Annotated in this window: 17 protein-coding genes; 8 read left to right on the forward strand and 9 right to left on the reverse strand. The window is 52.0% G+C overall.

What is annotated here, in order from left to right; genetic code table 11:
- Positions 1 to 99: 99 nt before the first annotated feature.
- Both KHS78_RS18080 and KHS78_RS18085 read right to left on the reverse strand, forming a co-directional pair.
- Positions 100 to 1,614 carry an NAD(P)H-hydrate dehydratase gene (locus KHS78_RS18080; RefSeq protein WP_211830040.1) on the reverse strand — a complete coding sequence of 505 codons (1,515 nt, stop codon included), beginning with the start codon at positions 1,612 to 1,614 and terminating at the stop codon, positions 100 to 102.
- 106 nt (positions 1,615 to 1,720) lie between these two features.
- Positions 1,721 to 2,980 (reverse strand): MFS transporter, encoded by a 1,260-nt coding sequence (locus KHS78_RS18085; RefSeq protein WP_211830041.1) that lies wholly within the window; start codon positions 2,978 to 2,980, stop codon positions 1,721 to 1,723.
- Positions 2,981 to 3,296: 316 nt separating this feature from the next.
- Between KHS78_RS18085 and queG the strand changes: the two genes are divergently transcribed.
- Positions 3,297 to 4,424, forward strand: a complete 1,128-nt coding sequence (queG, locus tag KHS78_RS18090; protein ID WP_425513976.1) for a tRNA epoxyqueuosine(34) reductase QueG — start codon at positions 3,297 to 3,299, stop codon at positions 4,422 to 4,424.
- Here queG and KHS78_RS18095 read toward each other — a convergent pair.
- The 4 genes from KHS78_RS18095 to KHS78_RS18110 all read right to left on the reverse strand — a co-directional run bounded on the left by KHS78_RS18095 (position 4,381) and on the right by KHS78_RS18110 (position 10,834).
- Entirely contained in the window at positions 4,381 to 6,036 is a 1,656-nt protein-coding gene (locus KHS78_RS18095; protein ID WP_211830042.1) for a long-chain fatty acid--CoA ligase, read from the reverse strand. The two genes, queG and KHS78_RS18095, sit on opposite strands and share 44 nt — an antisense overlap.
- Positions 6,037 to 6,335: 299 nt before the next feature.
- Positions 6,336 to 7,994 carry a hypothetical protein gene (locus KHS78_RS18100; protein ID WP_211830043.1) on the reverse strand — a complete coding sequence of 553 codons (1,659 nt, stop codon included), beginning with the start codon at positions 7,992 to 7,994 and terminating at the stop codon, positions 6,336 to 6,338.
- Positions 7,995 to 8,205: 211 nt separating this feature from the next.
- Positions 8,206 to 9,747 carry a DHA2 family efflux MFS transporter permease subunit gene (locus tag KHS78_RS18105; RefSeq protein WP_211830044.1) on the reverse strand — a complete coding sequence of 514 codons (1,542 nt, stop codon included), beginning with the start codon at positions 9,745 to 9,747 and terminating at the stop codon, positions 8,206 to 8,208.
- Positions 9,731 to 10,834 carry an HlyD family secretion protein gene (locus KHS78_RS18110; protein WP_211830045.1) on the reverse strand — a complete coding sequence of 368 codons (1,104 nt, stop codon included), beginning with the start codon at positions 10,832 to 10,834 and terminating at the stop codon, positions 9,731 to 9,733. The genes KHS78_RS18105 and KHS78_RS18110 overlap by 17 nt, the downstream gene beginning before the upstream one ends.
- A 174-nt stretch (positions 10,835 to 11,008) precedes the next feature.
- Here KHS78_RS18110 and KHS78_RS18115 point away from each other — a divergent pair, with 174 nt between their 5' ends.
- From KHS78_RS18115 to gad, 6 genes are all read left to right on the forward strand, one after another.
- The gene (locus tag KHS78_RS18115) at positions 11,009 to 11,935 is read left to right on the forward strand and encodes a LysR family transcriptional regulator (protein WP_211830047.1); all 927 of its coding nucleotides are present in this window, start codon (positions 11,009 to 11,011) and stop codon (positions 11,933 to 11,935) included.
- Between the two features lie 132 nt (positions 11,936 to 12,067).
- Complete coding sequence (locus KHS78_RS18120) at positions 12,068 to 14,266, forward strand: FUSC family protein (protein ID WP_211830049.1); 2,199 nt, start codon at positions 12,068 to 12,070, stop codon at positions 14,264 to 14,266.
- Positions 14,247 to 14,459 (forward strand): DUF1656 domain-containing protein, encoded by a 213-nt coding sequence (locus tag KHS78_RS18125; protein WP_211830050.1) that lies wholly within the window; start codon positions 14,247 to 14,249, stop codon positions 14,457 to 14,459. The genes KHS78_RS18120 and KHS78_RS18125 overlap by 20 nt, the downstream gene beginning before the upstream one ends.
- Positions 14,460 to 14,468: 9 nt before the next feature.
- Complete coding sequence (locus KHS78_RS18130; protein WP_211830051.1) at positions 14,469 to 15,347, forward strand: HlyD family secretion protein; 879 nt, start codon at positions 14,469 to 14,471, stop codon at positions 15,345 to 15,347.
- Between the two features lie 250 nt (positions 15,348 to 15,597).
- On the forward strand, positions 15,598 to 17,064 hold the full coding sequence (locus tag KHS78_RS18135; protein WP_246506664.1) for an amino acid permease: 1,467 nt from the start codon (positions 15,598 to 15,600) through the stop codon (positions 17,062 to 17,064).
- Between the two features lie 52 nt (positions 17,065 to 17,116).
- Positions 17,117 to 18,499 carry a glutamate decarboxylase gene (gad, locus tag KHS78_RS18140; protein WP_211830052.1) on the forward strand — a complete coding sequence of 461 codons (1,383 nt, stop codon included), beginning with the start codon at positions 17,117 to 17,119 and terminating at the stop codon, positions 18,497 to 18,499.
- 83 nt (positions 18,500 to 18,582) lie between these two features.
- Here gad and KHS78_RS18145 read toward each other — a convergent pair whose 3' ends face one another.
- Positions 18,583 to 19,266: an SDR family oxidoreductase gene (locus KHS78_RS18145; RefSeq protein ID WP_211830053.1), complete on the reverse strand. Its 684-nt coding sequence runs from the start codon at positions 19,264 to 19,266 to the stop codon at positions 18,583 to 18,585.
- Between the two features lie 369 nt (positions 19,267 to 19,635).
- Here KHS78_RS18145 and KHS78_RS18150 point away from each other — a divergent pair, with 369 nt between their 5' ends.
- Entirely contained in the window at positions 19,636 to 20,502 is an 867-nt protein-coding gene (locus KHS78_RS18150; RefSeq protein WP_211830054.1) for a glucosamine kinase nucleotide-binding domain-containing protein, read from the forward strand.
- A gap of 26 nt (positions 20,503 to 20,528) precedes the next feature.
- Here KHS78_RS18150 and KHS78_RS18155 read toward each other — a convergent pair whose 3' ends face one another.
- On the reverse strand, positions 20,529 to 21,920 hold the full coding sequence (locus tag KHS78_RS18155; RefSeq protein WP_211830055.1) for an ATP-binding protein: 1,392 nt from the start codon (positions 21,918 to 21,920) through the stop codon (positions 20,529 to 20,531).
- On the reverse strand, positions 21,911 to 22,585 hold the full coding sequence (locus KHS78_RS18160) for a response regulator (RefSeq protein ID WP_211830056.1): 675 nt from the start codon (positions 22,583 to 22,585) through the stop codon (positions 21,911 to 21,913). The genes KHS78_RS18155 and KHS78_RS18160 overlap by 10 nt, the downstream gene beginning before the upstream one ends.
- Positions 22,586 to 22,588: the final 3 nt, after the last annotated feature.

Here is a 22,588-nt window from a genome sequence, read left to right on the forward strand (position 1 = left end):
ATAACATCACCTTACACCGGGAAGGATACCATCGGGAAACCAGTGTAAAAATGCCGTATTTGTCACGAATATCAGCTAATGACACTTTTCTTTCTGAACTCAGGCATTGGCCAGCTGATTAACGCGCCGGCGAATATAGGGCAGCAGATCCGTCGCCTTCATGCCGATCTGCCCATCATCAGCTGCACAGTCATCTCCGGCCGCAGCATGCAACCAGACACCAAGTTTTGCCGCCTGTGCCATGTCATAGCCTTGCGCCAGCAGGCTACCGATGATGCCACTGAGCACATCTCCCATCCCAGCTACGGCCATGCCGGGATTGCCCGCACCGCACAAGGATACCGTTTCACCGTCATAAACCAGCGAACCTGCACCTTTCAATACCGCGACGCCACCGTATTGCTGCTGCAACTGTTGAACGGCCGCAAAACGGTTGGCCTGAATGTCAGGAATGGGCTCCTGCAGAAGCCTACTGGCTTCCCCCGGATGGGGCGTCATCAGTAATAAACGAGACGCACTGTCCGGTAACTGGCCCTCTTCAGCCATCAGGTTCAGGGCATCGGCATCCGCGAGCACAGGAAGATCTGACCGTAATATGCTCGCCAGTAACGCTTTACTCCAATCGGACTGTCCAAGGCCAGGACCGATAACCACTGCGGATTTCCCCGTCAGCAAGCGACTCAAATCATCCGCGTATTGAACACCACGCGCCATAATTTCAGGACAGCGGGCGTTGATGGCATCAACGTGTTCCTCGCGTGTCGCCACCGTCACCAGTCCTGCGCCGGTTCGGAGTGCGGCTTCGGCCGCCATCACGACCGCGCCGCCCATCCCTTCATCACCTCCGACAACCAGCAAATGGCCATGAGTACCTTTGTTGGCATCGGCCAGCCTCGGTCGTACCAAGGCTGCCAGCTCCTGTTCCCGCAACAAGTGGGAGGCCGGCGATTCCTGGCGGTAAATTTCATCCGGTACGGCGAGAGCGGCAAAGTTGAGTGTGCCGCAATAACGCGGTCCGGCGCCGGTCAGCAGCCCCTGTTTCAAGCCAATGAACGTCACCGTCATCGCCGCCTGCACCGCAGCCCCCAAAGCGGCTCCGGTATCAGCTGATAAGCCGGAGGGTATATCCACAGCAAGTACCGGACGCTGTGAATGGTTGATCATCTGAATAGCATCCCGGTAATCGCCCTTAACATCACCGCTTAGACCCGTACCCAGCATGGCGTCCACCAGCACGGTACCGGTGATGGTCACATGCCGACTCCAGGACTCCGTGGAACCGCCCAGGTCACGAAACCAGTGCCAAGCACGCAATGCATCACCGTTTAATTCATCCGGATTCTTAAGTGCAACCACCCGCACTGGGAGATAACGTTGGCGGGCGAGACTGGCAATCACGTAACCATCACCGCCGTTATTGCCCGCACCACAGAAAACCTGCAGGGTTCCTCCCCGGGATAATGCCGGCCATCGCTCCAGCATACGGTCAAACGCCGCCTGACCGGCTCGCTTCATCAATTCAAAACCATTGATGTGGTAATCATTGATGGCAACCGCATCAAGATGCCTGACCTGTTCCGCGGTATACAATGCTTCTGGCAACCACTCGTCCATGGGAGACACGCCCTTTCATTAACCTTCTTGTTTCATTATATCCATTGCTGCGAGGAAAACGGTGACTTGGCCCCATTAGACATGACGGTCATTAGCGATGCACTACTCAAGGAATATGGGAAATAGTTAACGTATGGCGCTCAGGTATCTGCTTGGCAACCACAAAGGTAACCAGTGAGCAGCAGAGCATATAACACAGCGGAAACGTAAATGAATTCTGCGCATACACGCTGGATAACCAGACACCTAATGCGGTGAACAGTGCAAAGCCGACATTATAGGCAAGCGCGAGACCACTGCATCGAAGACGGGTTGGAAAAGAGTCAAGGATAACTCTGGGATAGACACCACGCCCAAACGCTGCAAAAACCGCAACAGACATCACAAACAACCAGAAAAAAATGCCGGGCGGTGAAAAATCAACGAGTAAACCCAGAACACTTAACAAACCTGTCACCATTGCACTGAGATGGATGATCCATTTTCGTCCCATCAGATCGGACAATTTCCCCCCAAGAATGCTAAATGGAATACCAATAGACAGGGACAACACAAACATGAACAGGAAATCGTGTCCGGAGAGTCCAAACACGGAGGGAAACAATTTATAAATGGAAAGCAGGCAGGCTAAGGCGCCGGCGTCTTTCAACGCGATACCGATACCGGTCAATATCTCCCGGTAATAATGAACCATCACGTCCACGGGAGGGAAATTGCCCCTACGGGAATTGCGTGGAGTATCAAGAAATACCCTGGATTCCATAGTACACAGCCGAATCGCGTAAGCGATTCCCCCCATAGCGCCACCAAACAGAAACAAGAGTCGCCACCCCCAGGCGACAATATCCTTATCTGATAAAAACAACATCAATAACTGGCTGCACACAAAGCCCACCAGATAGCCGAATTCACAGCCCGCACTAAACTGTGCCACCACAAACCCTCTGTTGTGATAGTTGCTATTTTCAGAAACAAAAACATACCCCAGTGGTATTTCTCCCCCCGCCGAGACGCCCTGCAGTACCCTGAACACCATGAGCCAGACATAAGCCACAATGCCCTGACTGCTGGCATCAGGCAGCAGTGCAATCCCCAGTGTGGCAATGGACATCAAGATTAACGAAGAGAGAAAGGTTTTTTTACGCCCCAGACAATCGCCCAAATAGCCAAACATGATGCCCCCTAAGGGACGTGCGATATAACCGGTCACCATCAACCCCGCGGCAAGATAATCCCCCTGCTTGGCCAAAGGTAGAAAAACAGCGGAAAGGTAATCCGATAGAAACAGGAAAATAGAGAAATCGTACATCTCAAGCGCACCACCAGCAGCCGTAGCAATGATGGGATAGCGGTAATCACCTTGCATTAACCCATAAATCCTGTGAGTGGGAAGAATTGAGAAATATAGTCATTTCCATCTTTAACCACCCTGAAATGAGCAAGGGATTTGTGAGGAACGCTGAAAACGCGACGAAAAGCGCCATGTAACACAGAAAAGACCGGCGCAACGCTACCTTCCGAAGACAGGACGCCCCAGAATCAACGCCAGGCAAGGGGAATAAAGGCAACACCTCCTCCGGACAAATCATAAACCAGGTAGTACATATTCCGGCTATTCAGTACCGCTTTTAGCGCTTACCCTATATCCTTCGCTTTCATTGTTTTACTGCCATCAAAACGCCGTGACCCATTCAGCCCCCCAAACCAAAACCTCCCCTGACATGCTCGACTTGGCCAACGCCATCAAACAGTGGGGACGTGAACTCGGCTTTCAGGCAGTGGGTATTACGGACGTTAACCTTGGCGAACACGAGCAGTTCCTGCAGTCCTGGCTGGCCCGTGACTTCCACGGTGAAATGGCCTACATGGCCGACCACGGCAACAAACGTTCCCGCCCGGCAGAGCTGGTGCCGGGCACCCTGCGCGTCATCAGTGTCCGGATGGACTATCTACCTGCCGATACCGAAGCCGTGCGTATTCTAAAAGACAGCAGTAAAGCTTATATTTCCCGTTATTCACTCGGGCGCGACTATCACAAGGTCATTCGCAAGCGCCTGCAACAGCTGGCGAGCCGTATTGAAGAACAGGTCGGTCAGTTTGGTTACCGGGCTTTTGTTGACAGCGCCCCGGTGCTGGAAAAAGCCATCGCCATGAAGGCAGGGCTGGGCTGGATAGGCAAGAATACCCTGTTGATGAACAACAAGGCCGGCTCCTGGTTCTTTCTGGGCGAGCTGTTTACTGACCTGCCCCTGCCTGTGGATAAGCCACAGGCAACGATGCACTGCGGCAGCTGCTTTGCCTGCCGCGATGTCTGCCCGACGGATGCCATTGTCGGTCCTCACCAGCTGGATGCCAGACGCTGCATTTCCTATCTCACCATAGAGCTGAAAGGTGCTATCCCGGTTGAATTCCGCCAGGCGATTGGTAACCGCATCTTTGGGTGTGATGACTGCCAGCTGATCTGCCCCTGGAACAAGTTCGCCAAAGCGACGGTAGAAACGGACTTTCTCCCCCGTCACAAGCTCGATTCCACCGACCTGGCCGACCTGTTTCTCTGGACGGAGCAGGAATTCCTGGACCGCACGGCAGGTTCCCCCATCCGCCGCACAGGCTTTGAAGGATGGCTCCGCAACCTGGCGGTCGGGCTGGGTAATGCACCCAGCACCCACAACACCATCGCGGCCCTGAAAGCCCGGCAGGATCATCCCTCCGACATGGTGCGAGAACACGTCCAATGGGCGCTGTCACAGCACGATACTACGGTCATTAGGGAACAGACACCTGCGGATGCTGTGGGTTCGGAACCGTGAAATAGTCACAATACTGCTCCCTGAGCATACGCTTGTTCAGCTTACCCGTGGCTGTATAAGGTAGTGCCTCTACCCAGACGATATCATCAGGAATCCACCAGTCTGCCACTTTACCCTGATACCAGGATGCCATTATGGTTTTATCCACTGGCTTCCCTTTACCTACCGCCACCAGCAGAGGGCGCTCACCCCAACGGTGATGGGGCACAGCAATCACCGCAACAGCCACTATCTCTGGCTGGTTCATGGCAATATTCTCTAACTCAATGGAGCAGATCCACTCGCCACCGGACTTGATCAAGTCCTTGCGCCGGTCAGTGATCATCAGGTAGCCATCAGCATCAATGGTGGCAATATCGCCGGTTCGCAACCAGCCAGCCTCATCGTGTGATTCTTCAGCTCCCTCTACCTGGAAGTAACGGGAACAGACCGTAGGCGCCCGAACACAAAGCTCGCCCATCTGAAGGCCATCGTGGGACAGGATATTCCCCTGCTCGTCGACTATTTTCATCTGCACACCGAACAGGAGTGTTCCCTGTTTGAGCGCCAGCGAGTCGAGCTCAGCTTGCGATTTATCACAAACCGCAGCCCTGACCCGGTTAAAGGTGCCCACCGGGCTCATTTCAGTCATCCCCCAGCCCTGATGCACTGAAACACCATATTTGTTCATCCGCTCAAACAGGCTGGCCGGACTGGCCGAGCCACCCACACCAATTTCCTGCAGGCAATCAATACGCTTGCCGCTGGATTCCAGGTAATCGAGCAAAGCCTGCCAAATGGTGGGAACCCCTGTGCTGCAGGTGACCTGTTCCGTGACAATCAGCTTCTGCAGCATTTCGCCGTCAGCCATCTTAGGTCCGGGCAATACCAGTTTGGCGCCCAACATGGGCGCAGCATGGGGCATCCCCCAGGCATTGACATGAAACATCGGCACAACCGGCATCACCACATCGTGGTCAGAGAGATTCAGGCAATTAGACATAGCCACCATCATGGCATGCAGCAGGGTTGAGCGATGGCTGTAGAGAACCCCCTTGGGGTTGCCTGTCGTTCCAGAGGTATAACACAGAGAACTGGCGGTATATTCATCCAGTACGGGCCAGTCATAGTCTTCCGGCTCATCTGCGATAAGGGCTTCATAAGCAATGACATTGTTCAGGGAGGTATCTGGCATGGCAGATTCACTGGTCAGAACCACAAAGCCTTCAACGGCCGGTAATTCAGACTGCAGTTTTTCCAGCAGGGGAACAAAGAGGGGATCAATAAATATCCAGCGGTCTTCAGCGTGATTGAGAATATAAAGAATCTGTTCCTCAAACAGCCTGGGGTTCACGGTATGGCAGATAGCCCCGGCGCAGGCAATGGCGTAATAAATTTCAAGGTGGCGGCAGTCTGTCCAGGCGAGGGTAGCGATTCGGTCTCCCTCGTTCATGCCAAGACGCTGCATAGCATTGGCCAATTGCCGAACACGCCGGAAACAATCCCGATACCGGTAACGGTGAATGCCCTGATCTTGCGTGACAGAAACTATTTCCGACGTAGGATACACCTTCTCAGCATGCTGCATGATCATTGTGATCAACAGCGGTTGGTCCATCATAAGACCGTTCATTGGACAGGCTCCGGCAGATGAAATGCCCATAACCATAGATCATGGGCATCCGTTTACCGGCTATTTCAGCCTGCAGCTACCAATGACAAACACCAATTGATGGGCAAAACCCTCTCCACAAGGCCAGGCATTAAGACTATCTCCACGACATAAAGCATCACTCTACACATGACAGTCGCCTGCCTAGTCAATTGGCATGGAATTTAATGTAAGCTGTGCCGTTGATAATAATACTTCATAGCATTCCGGCAGGGCTTACCTCCAGTGTGAACACACTGTGTAACATTCAATCAGTGTAACTATGGGTTCACATCGCTTCTTCGCCTCACGGTAAACAACTCACACTTGCCATGAGGTATTGCTCGGGTAACTGCTTCAGGCAGTTGCTCTTCACTCTCAGTTCTTTTGAAAGGGCTGCCTGCTTCAAACATACCACCATACAATTCGCTACTACGGTGTACCGCGTCGGATATCATCATTACTGGGCCGCTTTCATCATTCCCTGCCCATAGTTCCAATATTTTTCTTAATGTTCCTGTAGGAAGTATTGGACTTGGGAATGCAACTAACAAACAAGTTTCTCGAGTAATCACATCAGGATGTTCGGTTAAATATTGCAATGAATCTGTATTAATAACGCCCTTTGAACCATACGGATGAAAAAATACATTTTTTCCTCCCTCCGGCACATGTTTCCTTAGCTCATGCATATCCGAAAAATTATCAAGACTGAGCACATTGACAGGGCTCCCAATAGCCTTCATTGCAGATTCCAACATACCATAGCCAGAAAACACATCAACGACATGACTAACATTCATCTTTTCAAACAACGCATTCAACGCAGTGGCTGAATATTGAGTAATAACCCACGTAATAAAGAGATCTTTATGTATAAAAGATTCAGCCTGTCTATGTAAATCAGGAATGCTACCTTGAGGAGTCACCATTTTAAAACCGGATTGCTCAAACACAATATGTAAGGCATAACTTTCAGAAAATGAATAGCTGGTTTGAAGCTTAGCGGTTACGGTAGACAATGTTATTAATGGTTGATTTAAAATAGGAAAAGCACTCCATAATTCAGGTTGTAACTTTGCTGTTTTATAGCTGACGATTCCTGTTTCTTTATCAAGCACTCCAGTTTTTTTCATCAAGTCTCTATCTGCTACTGATAACTTCATCTCGCTGGCATACAAAGCTGCCTGCTTTTGTTTAGCATCAAAGAACGCACGATTAATTTTTTCCACTAGACGATGTTTGTTTTTTAACAGGGCAGGACTAACTGTAGGGGTTTCAAACTCATGATTTTCACTAAACATTGTCGATTTGAAATTGTTGACCATTTCCCAATAAACCACTTCAGTCGGTATTTGACCATGTGCTAACTCATGAGTATTGGTAATTATTAACGATAAAAAATGTGCTAACTGCTTACAACGAAACAAAGACACATCCAATAACGCCTTTACCATATTCTCTAACGTTTGATTTGAGTCACATTCGGCTTTAGTAAAAACTCTTTCATAAAAACCGATAACATCAGGATTATCAATCAACTCTACCAGAATACCCATTAAGCTCGACTTGAAAGATCTAGCATCTGTCACGTCCCCTTTTCTCAGTTCATCCAGCCTTTTAATTGCCTTATTTATTTTTTTCAACTCATTATGCGCTGCTTTTATTATATCAGCATGTTTTTTCTGTAGTTCTCCGGAATTTGCGACCAGTGGCGAATACTCAAGTGTTTCTTTACCTCTAGCTATTTTTATTGCCCTTAAAACAATATCTTTCCATGGGTGTTCAACTGACGTAAAACAAGGATCTACCACTGTCAAAGTCGCCATGCCAGTTGTAGCCTCGACCACTTTCCCTGTCATCTCACCGCCTGATTGGCCGGGGCTTTCTTTAACTGAACCTCGATAACCGGAAAACTCTGTTGGTACTGATGATGCCATAACAAATAACCTCCCTAGATGATAAGTGGATGATTCCATCCAGCATTTCGTTATGTAGGCATATTGTTTGACCGATACCTGGAAATTAGTTCAAGGTCGCTACTAAGATGTGGTTCGAATGAATGACCAACCCGTTAAAACAATACGGTTTTGATCCGACGCGAGTAGATGCAAAGCTCGCGGAGACTCTCCATGGGCATTCTCCAATTGGTTATTTCATCTTACTGGTTCGCAGCCATACAAATCGGTTGCTGGTCAATGCCGTCGCCACAAGACCCAGCACCAATATGAATGCAACGATGTAAAAGGCATCAGCGTACGCCATGATGGTTGCCTGTTCCGTCAGCTGCCGGGCAATCAGACCAACCTGTTGCTGAAAACTGAGTTGTGGCATAACGGCAGATAAGGTATCCAGCCGCTGCTGGATCAGATCACCATACATCGGCAGGGTTTCGCTGAGACGGGCCGCATGCAGTGTCGAGTGCCGCTGAATGATCGTTGCCAGCAAAGCAATACCAATGGCGCCGCTGAGATTCCGCGAGGTATTGAACAGGCTGGAGGCTGACGGCACATCCTTCGGCATGATCTTCTCCATCGCCAGCATAGACAGTGGAATCATGATAAAGGGTTGCCCCAGTGCGCGGATCAGCAGGCTCATCCTGAACTGGTCACCCGCATAATCCCCCGTCATTGTGGTATTCAGATAGACGCTGAATGCCATCAGGATAAAACCCAGGCTGGCCATCAAACGAGGACTTACCCGCTTCATCAATCGGGGTACCATGGGTATCAGCAACAGCTGTGGCATCCCTCCCCACATGAGTACTTCACCGATCTGCAGTGAGTTGTAACCCTGCACCTGGGACAGGTAGAGAGGCAGTATATAGACACTGCCATACAGGCCGAGACCAAGCCCCATATTAGCCAGTGTTGCCATCAGGAACTGCCGTTGCCCCAGCAAACGCAGGTTCAACAGCGGGCGTTCACGGGTTAGCTGTAACCAGGTGAAAGCCACCAGCGAGACGGCAGCAATTAACGCCGTCCAGACAATGATTTCGGAGCCAAACCAGTCCTTGCGGTTACCCTCCTCCAGGAAATACTCCAGTGTCGCCAGCCCCAGTGAGAGGGTGAAAATACCAAGCCAATCCGCTTCCCGCAGCTTGTTCAGCTGCATCGGTTCTTTATCCAGACTGGCGCTCAACATCAGGAACATGATGACGCCCGGCACCAGGTTAATGTAGAAAATCAAGTGCCAGCTGAACGTTTCCGTCAACCACCCACCCAGGCTCGGGCCGATAGCCGGTGCAAACACCGCGGAAAAGGAAAACAGCGCCATCCCCTTGGCCTGGTCAGACGCAGGCAGACGGAGTCGCACCAGGCTGAACGCCAGCGGAATTAACGGCGCTGCCCCAATGCCCTGCAACACCCGGAACAGGATCATGGATTCCAGACTCCAGGCCAGACCGCACAGCATCGACGCCGCGACAAACAGCACAATGGTAAAACGCATGTAGGTTCGGAGCGACAACACCTGTACCAGCCAGCCGCTGAGTGGGATCATCACGATCTCAGCGATCATGTAGGCCGTGGATATCCAGGAACCTTCTTCCACCGATGCCGACAATGCCCCCTGAATATCCGCCAGCGAAGCATTGATGATCTGGATATCCAGTACCGCAATAAATGCGCCCAGGGCAGCGCCATAAACCGCCAGCCAGTTCCTGCGGCTGGCGCGCTCAATACCCTGCGACATGATGCTCTACCACAGGCGCAACGTTATTGTGGACAACGTTCATCCCACTGATCTTCACAGGCTCATCACAGGTATTCAGGGAAGCCAGCACTGACATGCCGGCCCGCAGTTTGCCTGCCAGCGGCTGATCCGCAGGTATCGCAATCTTCACTGGAATACGCTGCACAATCTTGGTGAAATTTCCTGTCGCATTCTCGGGGGGTAACAGGCTGAACTTCGCACCACTGGCAGGCCACAGACTGTCGATGTAGCCGGTCACGGGCTGTCCGGGAAAGGCATCAATGTCCAGGGTAACGGGTTGACCACGACGCATATGCCCGATCTGGGTTTCCTTGAAATTCGCAGTAACCCAAACCGTGTCAGCCGCCACCAGTCCGAACAGCACCTGGCCTGCCTTAATCAGCTGACCATCCTTTACCTGGCGTTGTCCTATGATGCCGTCGCGTGGTGCACGGATGATGGTTTCACTCAGCGCCTGCTGTGCCTGATCCTGTCGAGCCTTGGCCTGTGACAAGGTCGCACGGGCTTCCTGCAGCTGCGTATCCAGCACGGTCAATTGACGACGCGAAGATTCCAGTTGCGCCTGACTTTCTGACAATGCCGCACGGGTTCGCTCATTCGTGGAAATAGCGTTATCAAGATCATCCTGGGACGCATACTTCTTGCGGTGCAGTTCCCGCGCACGCTTCAGTTCAGCAGCCGCCAGCTGTCGTTCAGCCTGCGCCGCCGCAACGGATGATTCACCGGCCGTGATCACGGACTCCTGCAAATACCGTTGCGCGGCCAGCTGGTCAATACCTGCCTTGGCTGCTGCAACCGCCGCCTGGGATTCCGCCAGGTCCAATTGAAAATCTGTGTCGTCTATACGGGCCAGCACCTCGCCCTCCTGGACGGACTGGTTATCCTGAATCCAGCCTGCCTGGGCAAAACCACTCTGCTTGGCACTGATATAAATGATGTCTGACTGCACATACGCGTTATCGGTAGATTCCTGGTATTGGCCTACCTGCCACCAGTAACCAGCACCGATCAGCAGCGCCAGCACCATCAAAGCAATAACCACCGATAACCGGATGTTTTTTATCATTCAGTCTTGCCTCGGAATGTGAATGTAAAACTTGAAAGGGGAAAAAAAAGCGCAGCCGCCAGGGGAGTAGGTGTCAAAACGCAAAGTGCGGCTGCGAGTCAATGGGTAGCGGCTATCCTACCATTGTTGTTTTTCTGTGATTAGAATGCCCAAACTCAAAACTGTGTTCCCTGTATGCAACAACCGACCGATCTGAATGAAGCCCTGATTTTTGTCCGTGTCGTCGAAGCTGGCAGCCTCACCGCCGCAGCTGAACGGCTGGCCATGCAGAAATCCACCGTGAGTCGCAAACTGACGGCGATGGAAAACCGCCTTGATGTACGTCTCATTCAACGCAGTACCCGTCGCCTGATGCTCACGGATATCGGAGCCGAACACTACGAACGCTGTCGTCAGATTGTGCTGGCATTCGAAGAAGCAGAGCAGGCCTTGCGGCGTGTCCATGAAGAACCCTCTGGCCATTTACGACTGGTGATGCCCATCGAGTTTGGCCAGCGCTTTCTCGCCCGCGTTATCGCCCGCTTCCTGCAACGTTACCCACAGGTCACCATTGAAGCAGAACTGACCAGTCGCCGTGTGGATATCATCGAGGAAGGCATTGACCTTGCCATACGTGTTGATCCAGGACAGGAGCCGGACCTAGTGTGTCGTAAACTGGTGTCGGCCCCGGTACGGTTACTGGCATCGCCGGATTATATTGCTCAACATCCAAAGCTCCAGCATCCCAGTGACTTGGCCAACCACAACTGCATACGTAACAATTCCAGTCTTGCACACAAGACCTGGCACTTTCAAAAAGGCGGCAAACAGATTGCCATCAACCCGACCGGCAACCTGATATTGAATAACATTACTGCGGTTCGAGAAGCCTTAAAGGCTAATGCTGGCATTGGCACAGTTCCCAACTTGATCTGCCAGGAAGCGATCAATCAAGGGGAACTGGTGGAGGTTCTGCAGGGATGGCAGCTGCCTGCCGGTAATATCTACGGCATGTACATGCCTCGACGTTTTATGCCGCTGGCACTGGAAAAGCTGCTGGATCACTGTGTCAGAGAAATCGTCTCAATAGAAGCTGCACCGCCGGTCAGGGAGACCGTCTGACCACAAGCGATACTGCGGATACGGATAATAACGTTTTAGCCACAGATGTTTCATCTACAATGAAAATCTGATTCCCAGAAGTATCAGCTGACACCCCATGCTTCCCCTACCCTTCGGCCGAGAAATCAGGCCATGCTGTTCAACGACAGATTAAAAAGCGCGCTGAAAACGGCGCTGGCCATGGTGCTGGCTTATGGCCTAGCCCTCTCTTTTGGTTGGGATAAACCGATGTGGGCCGGCTTTGCAGTCGCCTTCATCAGTCTTTCCACGACCGGCTTGACAGTTAATAAAGGTCTCCTACGTTTCCTTGGCACCATGAGCGGCATTCTGTGCAGTCTCCTGATACTGATGCTGTTGACCAATAACCGTTGGCAGCTCATTACCGGGTTATCCTTGATTGTCGGCTTCTGCACGTATATGTCGGGCGGCGCCAACCGACAGTATTTCTGGCGTGTGACCGGGTTCGTCACCACCATCATCACCTTTTATTCGATTGCCTATGATCTGAGCGATATCAAAACCTTTAATCTGGCCGTCCTTCGTGTACAGGAAACTGTGCTTGGCATCGTGACTTACACGACGGTAACCGTCATCCTATGGCCAAAAAGCAGCTATCGGGAACTACAGACTGAGACAAGACATCTGGTTGCAGCACAGAACCGTCTGCAGGCCGCTTACTATCGCCTGCTGACCCAACCGATTCCCACCAGCGACATCGAAGCTTTGAGAAAAGCAGAGCTGGATTCGCTGAATCGCTTCGGCGAACTACTGGAAGGAGCGACGAGTGACAGTTATCCCGTCATGGAAAAAAAACGGCAGTGGCGATGTTTCCATCAATTATCACGGGAACTCCACCGTCAGCTCGAAGGCTGGAGGGAATGCATTGCCATCGCAGATACCCAGCACCTCCTGGCAATCATTCCCAATCTTCCGGACTTTGAACAATCACTGACTCAACTATCAGAAAACAGGGCGGCAATCTGGGAGAATTCTAAAACAATTCATATACCATCTTTTATTCTTCCCACCTTTTCTGATCAGCAGATACCCAAGACCGACAATAAACGACAGTTAATAGGCGATTACCTGCTCTATAACAGGATACGTGACACTTCAACACTGACCCGGCAGCTGTTACTCCTGTCTATGGATATCATGAACCGCAAAACCACAGACTGTCATCCCCTTCAAGCGATAAGGAAAAGCAATGTCCTGTCGCTTGATTACTATCGACTGGCCGCCGCCTGCCGGGTCATGGTCATCATGTGGATTGTCTTTGTCCTGTGGATAAACATCCGGATACCCGGTGACACTGCTTTTTTGATGATTACGACTATCTTTGGATGCGTTTTCACCTACCGGATGGATATTCCTGTCAAACGACTGTATTGGCCCATGGCCAAGGCTGCCTTGATTGCCTCCAGCTGTTACCTGCTGATCATGCCGATGCTGTCGTCTTTTCTGGGTCTGGGTATCATGCTGTTTTGTACCAGTTTCTATACATCCTATTGTTATTCAAAACCTGACCAGATTCTGAACCGTGTTTTCAGCCTGCTCATGCTGGCCAGTATCACATCCATCAGTAACGTGCAGACTTATGATGTGATCCACCCTCTGAATATCACCCTGATGTTTGCCGTTATCATCACCCTGCTAAGCGTCATCATAGCCTTCTGCCCGACCTCCAAACCGAAAACCCTCTCCCTATGGTTGATACGCCTTTATTTCCGTCAGGTTCGTTTTGTCTTTCGATGGATGGGAAAGACACCACAGGGGTGGAGCGGCTGGGTGAACTACAGAGCCGAACAATTTTGTTCCGGGGGAGACTGGCTATTGACGTCACACCGCCTGACGCCCTTACTCCAAAAGCTACAGACACAACACGACACATCCAAAGTGAATGACCACCTCCGGGAACTGATCTATGCCCTGGAATCCATGTCCTACCGTCTCGACATGTTGATCCAGTGTACTGACGATACACGAACCCGCCAGCTGCTGGATCAACGGCCTGTGTCAGAATGGCTTGAGACACTGCGCGCACTCTTCGACACCTGGATCCGGTCACCGGAAACGGCTGACAGACAAGCTCTCACGGGGGTTGAGGCAATCCTGGCGGGTAGTGAAGACCGCCTGTTCCAAAACGTTGAGAGCGCCATGACGCTCTCAACGGAAGATGATGAGGCACTCTACAGTTTTATCGGCTATTACAAAAACTTCTGCCTGGCCGTGAGCCATTTTGCCACTGCGATGGAATCACTCCGGGCACAGGTCTTTCTCAACGAACCCATTTTCAACAAAGAACCATCCCATGAGCAGCGTACCCCATGAAATTGCCTTCCTGGGTATTTTCTGTCCACCCCTGCTGACAGCAACGGTGATCGGCATGTTCCTGGCCTGGGCAGTCAACTTTGTCCTCACACGGCTACAGTTGTCCCACTATCTGGCCAGTCCCCAGCTGGTTTATCTCGCCCTGACGATCCTATTTACCAACCTGGTAGGTTCACGCATTACCCCATTTTGAGAGTTTGTCATGCGACCCTGGATTCGTTATGCCACCAGCGGCACGTTAGTCATAATTGCCATCATCGTGCTTCTGGTTCGATACGCCGACTACCTGGTGAATCCCTGGACCCGGGACGGGCAAGTGCGAGCCCGAGTGCTCCAGATTGCCCCTCGGGTCTCCGGTCCAATTATCTCGTTGCCAGTGACTGACGACCAATATGTCCATGCGGGAGACCTGCTCTTTACCATCGACCCTGTCACGTTCCAGAATACGGTTGCCCAAGCTACGGCGGAAGCCAATGCGGCGGACGTCAAGGTTCGCCTGGCCAGAACGGAATACCTCCGCTACCGCGACCTCGCCCAAACGGATCCCGGCAGTCTCTCGGAACAGTTACTGACCGATAAGGAAGACGCCTTCAAACTCGCATCAGCCCAGTATGATAGCGCAAAAGAGGCAGTGGTCGGCGCCGAGCTGAACCTTGCATTTACACAGGTGTACGCCCCCGTTGACGGTTATGTCACCAATCTGCAATTAAGCATCGGCAGCCAGATGGTTGCCAACCAGCCGGTGCTGGCCCTGGTTGACAGCGCCACATTCTGGGTGACTGGCTATTTCCGGGAAAACGCTCTGGCCGGTATTGCCGTCGGTGACTCCGCGATTATCACGTTGATGAGCTACCCGGATCAGCCGCTTGCCGCAACGGTTAACGCCATTGGCTGGGGGATTGCTACACCGGATGGAAAAGCAGGTTATGACCTGCTTCCTGATGTACAGGCGAACTTCAGCTGGATTCGTCTGCCACAGCGTATACCGGTTCATGTCCAGCTGAAAAATCGGCCTGAGACCATTGACCTCAGGGTTGGCGCTACCGCATCCGTGCTCGTTCAGAAAGATACCAAGCGATGACAACCTGCTTATTCTCAAATAACCGTCTACTGTCATTTATTAGTATTTATTCTTCTAGAAAAAAGCCTGTTCCTGAGAAATAACGAGAAAGATTCAGCTATTTTTAATGCAGTGTGGAAGATCGGCGGTCGCATTTCATTACGGTGGACTGCCAACATAACCGGTTTACTTAACGCTAGCCTCTTGTAATCAGCCTTCTTGCAGTCAGATTTCCCTATTCCCAATCACATCCTTTCTCAAGAACAGTATTATGACCACAGCATCCAGCAAGCCTGAAAAACGATTATCGATCATGTCCATCGCCTTGATGACGGCTGCTGCGGTTATCAGTCTCCGAGGCTTGCCGATGATGGCAAAAGAAGAACTGACCATGTTCTTCTATATCGGCTTCGCCACCATTATGTTCCTGTTACCTGCCGCCCTGGTTTCCGCCGAACTGGGCAGTGCATTTTCAAGCCAGGGCGGCGGCGTTTATACGTGGGTTGAACAGGCGTTCGGCCCCCGTGCCGGCTTCATCGCCATCTGGCTGCAATGGATACAGAATGTCGTCTGGTATCCTACCGTCATGTCGTTTGCCGCAGCGGGCATTGCTTACCTCATAGCACGGCCGGACTTGGCGAACGAACGCTATTATGTCGGTATCTTCTGTATCATCTTCTACTGGCTCTCCACGTGGCTGACGTTCAAGGGAACGGATGTGATCGCCAAGGTCACCAGCAGCAGCTTCCTGATAGGTACCATCCTGCCCGGTATCGTCGTCATCGTTCTGGCGTTGATCTGGATAGATCAGGGAAATCCCGTTGCATTCGAGCATTTGACCACCAAGGATGCAGGACTAGTTGCCTTGGAGGGGGGCAAGGTTCACCCCCGGTTCTGGCCCGAGTTCAACAGCTTCGGCAACATTGCCTTTCTCGGCGGCATCATCCTGCTGTTTGCCGGGGTTGAAGTCCATGCTGTGCACGCGAATGAGATGGCCAACCCGAAAACCGAATTCCCCCTGGCCATGTTGATCTCCGCCCTGATTATCTTTGTCCTGTTTACCTTGGGCTCTCTTGCGATCGCGGCTGTTATGCCTGCTAATGACATTGATCTGCAATCCGGCCTGATGGCTGCCACTCATATCATGCTCAGCAAGGTTGGACTGGCAGACTGGAACCGACTGCTATGCGCTCTGCTGGCGATCGGTGCCCTGGGCGGGGTCATGTCGTGGATCAGCGGCCCCAGCAAAGGCCTTCTATGGACTGCCCGTCTCGGTCATCTGCCCCCCATACTGGCCAAAACTAACGAACAGGGTATTCCGAGTAATATCCTGCTGCTGCAGGGAATCCTGGTGACTATTCTGTCGTGTATCTACTTTATCTTTGACAACGTCAGTGTCGCCTTTTTCCTGATCAGCGTCATGACCATCTCCCTGTACCTGATCATGTACATGATGATGTATGCGGCCGCCATCCGTCTGCGTTTCACCAAACCAGACATGGAACGCCCCTACAAGGTACCTGGCGGTAACGGCGGCATGATCTGCATCGGCGGACTGGGTTTTCTTGGCGTATTGTTTGCTTTCATTGTTTCATTTTTCCCGCCCAATAACCTGCCTATTGGCAGCCCAAATACCTACGTGATGATTGTCGTAGTCGGTACGGTAGTCTTTACCGGCATGGCCTTTGTCATTGATATGTTCAAAAAACCTTCCTGGCGACAGGTCTCTGACCAATAAACACCTGTCCGTTATCGACCGCATTATTGTTAAAAATCAACAGGAAGCTATCATGCCTCTCCATCATCGCTCCGCCGAAGGAAATGTTTTCGCCACCAGCTTTGGATCCAATGTGGACCTGGAGCCGCTATCCAAATACAAACTGCCGGAAAAAAGTACGAGTCCACGTTTTATCAAGGATTTCATTCGGGATGAATTGCTGCTCGACGGCAATGCCAAGATGAACCTGGCCACCTTCTGCCAGACCGATGTCGAAGAAGAGATCCACTACTTGATGGACCTGTCCATCACCAAGAACATGATCGACAAGGATGAATATCCACAGACGGCCGAAATTGAACAACGCTGTGTGCATATTCTTGCGGACTTATGGAATTCACCGGAATCCGCAACCACGATCGGTTGCTCAACAACGGGTTCCAGTGAAGCGGCCATGCTGGGTGGGTTGGCGCTGAAATGGAAATGGCGGCTGAAGCGTCAGGCAGAAGGAAAGCCAGCCGATAAACCCAACCTTGTCACCGGACCAGTACAAATCTGCTGGGACAAGTTCTGCCGCTATTTCGATGTCGAACAACGCCAGATACCGGTCAAGAAAAATGAAGTCGGCATCACGGCGGATCAGATTGCTGACTTCTGCGATGAAAATACCATCGGTGTCGTGCCCACCCAGGGCCTGACCTACACCTTGGCGTATGAGCCAGTCAAAGAGATCTGTGAAGCACTGGATCGGCTGCAACAGGCCAAAGGCCTGGATATTCCAGTGCATGTTGATGCCGCCAGTGGCGGATTTCTCTGCCCATTCATTGACCCGGATCTGGTATGGGATTTCCGCCTGCCCCGGGTGAAATCCATCAATGCATCCGGCCACAAGTTTGGACTCAGTCCACTCGGTGTTGGCTGGGTCGTCTGGCAACATGCGGCAGACTTACCTGAAGAGCTGATATTCAATGTCGATTACCTTGGCGGCAATATGCCGACCTTTGCCCTGAATTTCAGTCGTCCAGGGGGGCAGATCGTTGCCCAGTACTACAATCTCCTGCGTCTTGGACGGGAAGGGTACTTCAGCATCCACAACAATTGCCGTGACGTCGCCAAAGCGTTAACGAAACGGATCGAAGCGATGGGCCCATTCACCATACTTTATGATGGTAGCAATGGCATCCCCGGACTCTGTTACACATTACAGGACGAAGCGGCGAGCCCTTTCACCCTGTATGAACTAAGCGACCATATTCGTATGCGGGGCTGGCAGATTGCATCCTATAAAATGCCTCTTGGCCGGGAAACAGAAACCATACAGCGAATTATGATCCGTAATGGCACGAGTATGGATATGGCAATGATGCTGGCGGATGATCTTGAAAGAAGCATCGCCTATCTAAACAAACATGGCAGCAAGGCATCAACTACCAGTACCTCTTTTGCCCACTTATAACGGCCTGCCAATGTATCGATTTCACGTTATGTATGGCTACACAACACCCGTCATACATAACGTGGTCAGATCATCATGGATAATTACCAAGGAACAAAATCGCCATATTGATTCAGGAATTGGCCATGGTGTTCAGACTCCAGGCCCGCAATCGTCGTGACCATCGCAGCAACACTGTCATCGACTGACAACTCCGCATTCACCCCGCCCATATCCGTGCGCACCCAGCCAGGACAAAGGCACACCGCCGTGAGTTCCAGATAGGTATAATCCAGCACAAAACGCCTGACCGCCATGTTCAGTGCCGCTTTTGAGCTTCGGTAATAGATACTGCCTTCCGCTGTCGTCAGTTCAACACTCCCGTAGCTGCTGCTGATGAAGACAGCCTTGTGAATGGCACTGCGCTTTACCTGTGGCAGGAACGCCTGTGTCAGGATCATTGGTGCAACCGCATTGGTTTCCAGCGACTTCAGCCAAACTTCTGCGTCATAAGCGGTATCAACTGACTGGAGAATGCCCGCATTGTTGATCAGAATATCAATACAATAATCCGCATACTTTTCTGACAGCCTGGCTACCGCGTCATAGTCACAGATATCCAGCGCCTCAATGGCAATGTGGGAAAACTGTTCCGCCAGCGCCTGAAGCTCTGTCGCTTGTTCAGGTTCACGACAGGTGGCAATAATCGTCATTCCCTGCGCCGCATAATGGCGGACAAAACCCAGTCCAAGCCCACGGTTTGCCCCGGTGATCAAGATGGTATGCATGGCCAGCCCCTGCGCGTTACTGCCAGTCGACATCATCCATCGAGTGTAGATGTCGCTAGAACACCCGACCGATTTATTTCCAAAAATCCAGATTATTGATTCCCTGCAAGAAACATCATCAACGGTTCTGCTTTCTCTATCCGAGATAGCCTCCCCGACTACGTAAGCCGCATCTGCAACATGAAAAAAATGCATTGGGATTACAAACAGCGCAGCGGGTATACACGACAGATAACATACCATTCCGCATTAATCTCAACGTTCTGGCTTTACCTTCCCCGTCACATCATGGCAAGTTTGCCGTAACTGTCTGGCTATTCACTGATCTCACGACACAGGACAGACAAAACAACAATCGGAACACAGGTCATGACGGAAAAACTGTTTCTGGGTATTGATGGTGGCGGTACCTCCTGCCGTGCCCGTCTCTGCGATGGTACTGGACAGGTGCTCGGTGAAGGGTTGACCGGCATTGCCAATCCACGTTTCGGTCTGGACCAGACCTGTCACAATATTCTGTTGGCGACCCGGCAGGCCCTGCAGCAAGCAGGCCTGCAGGAAAACGACATGCAACGTATTGCGGCTGGCTTTGGTTTGGCCGGCATCAACCACGCCAATGAACGTAATGCGGTCATGCAGTGGGGCTTCCCCTTTGCTTCCCTTGTGATGCGGAGCGATGCCTATACCGCTTGTCTTGGCGCCTTTGACGGAGGCAATGGCGCCATCCTGATCATGGGCACCGGCTCTTGCGGTTTTTGGATTCGTGACAACGATGCTGGCAGTGTCGGTGGTTGGGGCTTTCCTGTGTCAGACCATGCCAGTGGTGCCCGGCTGGGGTTGGATGCGCTCAGCTATGCCTTGCGAGCCCACGAGGGCATTGTGCCTGCAACACCACTATGTGCCGCTCTGATGGCCCGTTTCGATAATTCGCCCGAAGCTGTCATTGCCTGGCAGACGCATGCCCTGCCCAGAGACTATGGTGCTTTCGCACCGGTTGTCTTTGACTATGCAGATAAACAGGATTCTATGGCCATACAGCTGTTACAGGCAGCAGCAGAGGATGCCGCAGCCATGATCCGTGCATTGCTCGATAAAGGTGTCAAACAGTGTGCGCTGGTCGGAGGTATCAGTGGTTTTATACGTCCCTGGCTACCAGAAGCGATGACACCTTATTTAGTCGCCCCAAAGGGCGATGCGTTGTCTGGCGCACTCATCATGGCCCGAGAAGATCAGTAACCCCCATCATGACAATCTGATAACGTTCAGCAAGCGAGCGTTATACCAAACAGTGCGCCGCCCAGATCAGAGTCATCAATGGTCAGGGTGCCGTCATAATGCTCAATGATATCAAGCACCACTGCCAACCCTAATCCCTGCCCCGGTGTCCGGCTGTCAGCCCGGACACCGCGCTGCAGGATTACATCACGACGATCTTCCGGTACGCCGGGACCATCATCTTCGATAACCAGCTCCAGTCGTTTGTCCTGACGGCCAGCTTCACGATCTCTGACAACATGGGCACTGACCCTGACTTTCTGGAGGCTCAGGCGCCAGGCATTTTCAAGCAGATTGCCCATGACTTCCATCAAGTCTTGTTCGTTCCCGGTGAACAGGCAATCATCGCTGACCTGGATGTCTGCCTGGACCTGCTTATCCCGATACACCTTGTCCAGCGTATTACGAATACGTTCAACACTCTTCGCGACGGACACCTGATTTCTGATCAATGACCGATGACGTGTCACTGCACGCTGCAACTGATAACCCACAATCTGGTTCATCCGCTGCACCTGTTCATCAATGGTTTCTTCCAGTTCCGCCAGCCCCTGCTGGGTAATCGTTTCACGCTGCATGTGCAGGGTATTACCGGTGCTCTGCAAAACAGCTAATGGTGTCTTAAGGCTGTGGGCAAGGTCCGCCATGGTATCGCGATACCGCTCCCTCTGACGCTGTTCATTACGTAACAGGCGATTAAGTGCGTTGGTCAGCCGGGCGATCTCCAGGGGATAGTCTCCTGTCAGCTGATCATTTTCACCGGATTCAATAGCACGTAATCGCGCTACCAGTTGCTTGATCGGGATCAGACTCCAGTACATGGCCAGCCAGAGAACCAGCAGCATCACAACACCGCGAACCGCCGACCAGAACAGCAGTTCGTGCTTGAAGTACCGTAAATTCTGTTGATATTCCAGGGCAGGCTTGATGGTGACAAAAATCAGGGGCATGGATTCACTGCCGGTTTTTAACACCAGGTCAATGTCGTAGACGAAGTAACTGCCATCCTCCCCTTCAACCAGATCGAAGAAATTCTCATGCTCGTTATAAACCGGTTGATAGGGCAGTGGTTCATCCAGCGTGGAGCGGGAACGCCAGAGCAGCTCCCCCTTTTTGCTGTAGATCATGCCAAGCACCCGGGATTCCACCTGGTTAAACTTTTCATCCGGCAGCTCTCGCGGCATGACCAGCTGGCCATTTCTGATACGTGCAGCCGTCAGTAGCACGTTGGCGTCTGATGATAGTTGTCGTTTGGTCGTATCGAACATGAAGTTCTTGAACGATTCAATGTCCGTGACCGCATTAACCGCCCAAACCAGGATCATGGCGACACCGAATGCCAGCAATACCCGGAATTTGAGTGAGCGTCCTACGAACATGACAGCGTGAACAGGTACCCCTGCCCCCGAATGGTGTCAATCGGGCTCTCTCCTCCCGCCTGGGACAATTTGCGTCGCAGCCGGCCGACCAGCACCTCCAGCACATTGCTGTCGCGGTCATCGTCCGCATACAGCTGCTCCATCAGACTGGTTTTGGACACCACCTGCTGGTCATGACGCATCAGGTATTCAAGGATTTTGTATTCATACGCCGTCAGCACCAGCTCGGTTTCACCGACCCAGGCTTTCTTGGCGGACAGATCCAGCCGGTAGGGACCCGCTGAAATTTTTGGATGACTAAAGCCCGACGCACGACGAATCAATGCATTCAGCCTGGCCTTGAGCTCTTCAAACTGGAATGGCTTGACGACATAGTCATCGCCCCCCGCTTCCAGGCCATTGACCTTGTCCTCCCAGTTCCCACGCGCAGTCAAAATCAGGATGGGATAGGTACGGCCTCGTTGACGCAGGGTTTTGATCAGGTCGATGCCGTCCATCCCGGGCAGGCCCAGGTCAATAATAGCGACATCAAAAGCGTATTCGTCACTGAAAAACAAGGCTTCCCGCGCCTCCGGCGCCGCGTAAACACGAAACCCCAAGCTCTCCAGCTGATACCCCAAGTGGTGACGCAGAAGGTCATCATCTTCCACCAGCAATACGTTCATGAC

Origin of the sequence: Kistimonas asteriae (assembly GCF_018263925.1) — a bacterium.
Taxonomy (GTDB): Bacteria; Pseudomonadota; Gammaproteobacteria; order Pseudomonadales; family Endozoicomonadaceae; genus Kistimonas; species Kistimonas asteriae.

Excerpts from the sequence above, each read along its gene's own strand:
- KHS78_RS18080 (WP_211830040.1), bottom strand. The coding sequence starts at position 1,614 with ATGGACGAGTGGTTGCCAGAAGCATTGTATACCGCGGAACAGGTCAGG.
- KHS78_RS18085 (WP_211830041.1), bottom strand. The coding sequence starts at position 2,980 with ATGCAAGGTGATTACCGCTATCCCATCATTGCTACGGCTGCTGGTGGT.
- KHS78_RS18095 (WP_211830042.1), bottom strand. The coding sequence starts at position 6,036 with ATGAACGGTCTTATGATGGACCAACCGCTGTTGATCACAATGATCATG.
- KHS78_RS18100 (WP_211830043.1), bottom strand. The coding sequence starts at position 7,994 with ATGGCATCATCAGTACCAACAGAGTTTTCCGGTTATCGAGGTTCAGTT.
- KHS78_RS18105 (WP_211830044.1), bottom strand. The coding sequence starts at position 9,747 with ATGTCGCAGGGTATTGAGCGCGCCAGCCGCAGGAACTGGCTGGCGGTT.
- KHS78_RS18110 (WP_211830045.1), bottom strand. The coding sequence starts at position 10,834 with ATGATAAAAAACATCCGGTTATCGGTGGTTATTGCTTTGATGGTGCTG.
- KHS78_RS18115 (WP_211830047.1), top strand. The coding sequence starts at position 11,009 with ATGCAACAACCGACCGATCTGAATGAAGCCCTGATTTTTGTCCGTGTC.
- KHS78_RS18120 (WP_211830049.1), top strand. The coding sequence starts at position 12,068 with ATGCTGTTCAACGACAGATTAAAAAGCGCGCTGAAAACGGCGCTGGCC.
- KHS78_RS18125 (WP_211830050.1), top strand. The coding sequence starts at position 14,247 with ATGAGCAGCGTACCCCATGAAATTGCCTTCCTGGGTATTTTCTGTCCA.
- KHS78_RS18130 (WP_211830051.1), top strand. The coding sequence starts at position 14,469 with ATGCGACCCTGGATTCGTTATGCCACCAGCGGCACGTTAGTCATAATT.
- KHS78_RS18135 (WP_246506664.1), top strand. The coding sequence starts at position 15,598 with ATGACCACAGCATCCAGCAAGCCTGAAAAACGATTATCGATCATGTCC.
- gad (WP_211830052.1), top strand. The coding sequence starts at position 17,117 with ATGCCTCTCCATCATCGCTCCGCCGAAGGAAATGTTTTCGCCACCAGC.
- KHS78_RS18145 (WP_211830053.1), bottom strand. The coding sequence starts at position 19,266 with ATGCATACCATCTTGATCACCGGGGCAAACCGTGGGCTTGGACTGGGT.
- KHS78_RS18150 (WP_211830054.1), top strand. The coding sequence starts at position 19,636 with ATGACGGAAAAACTGTTTCTGGGTATTGATGGTGGCGGTACCTCCTGC.
- KHS78_RS18155 (WP_211830055.1), bottom strand. The coding sequence starts at position 21,920 with ATGTTCGTAGGACGCTCACTCAAATTCCGGGTATTGCTGGCATTCGGT.
- KHS78_RS18160 (WP_211830056.1), bottom strand. The coding sequence starts at position 22,585 with ATGAACGTATTGCTGGTGGAAGATGATGACCTTCTGCGTCACCACTTG.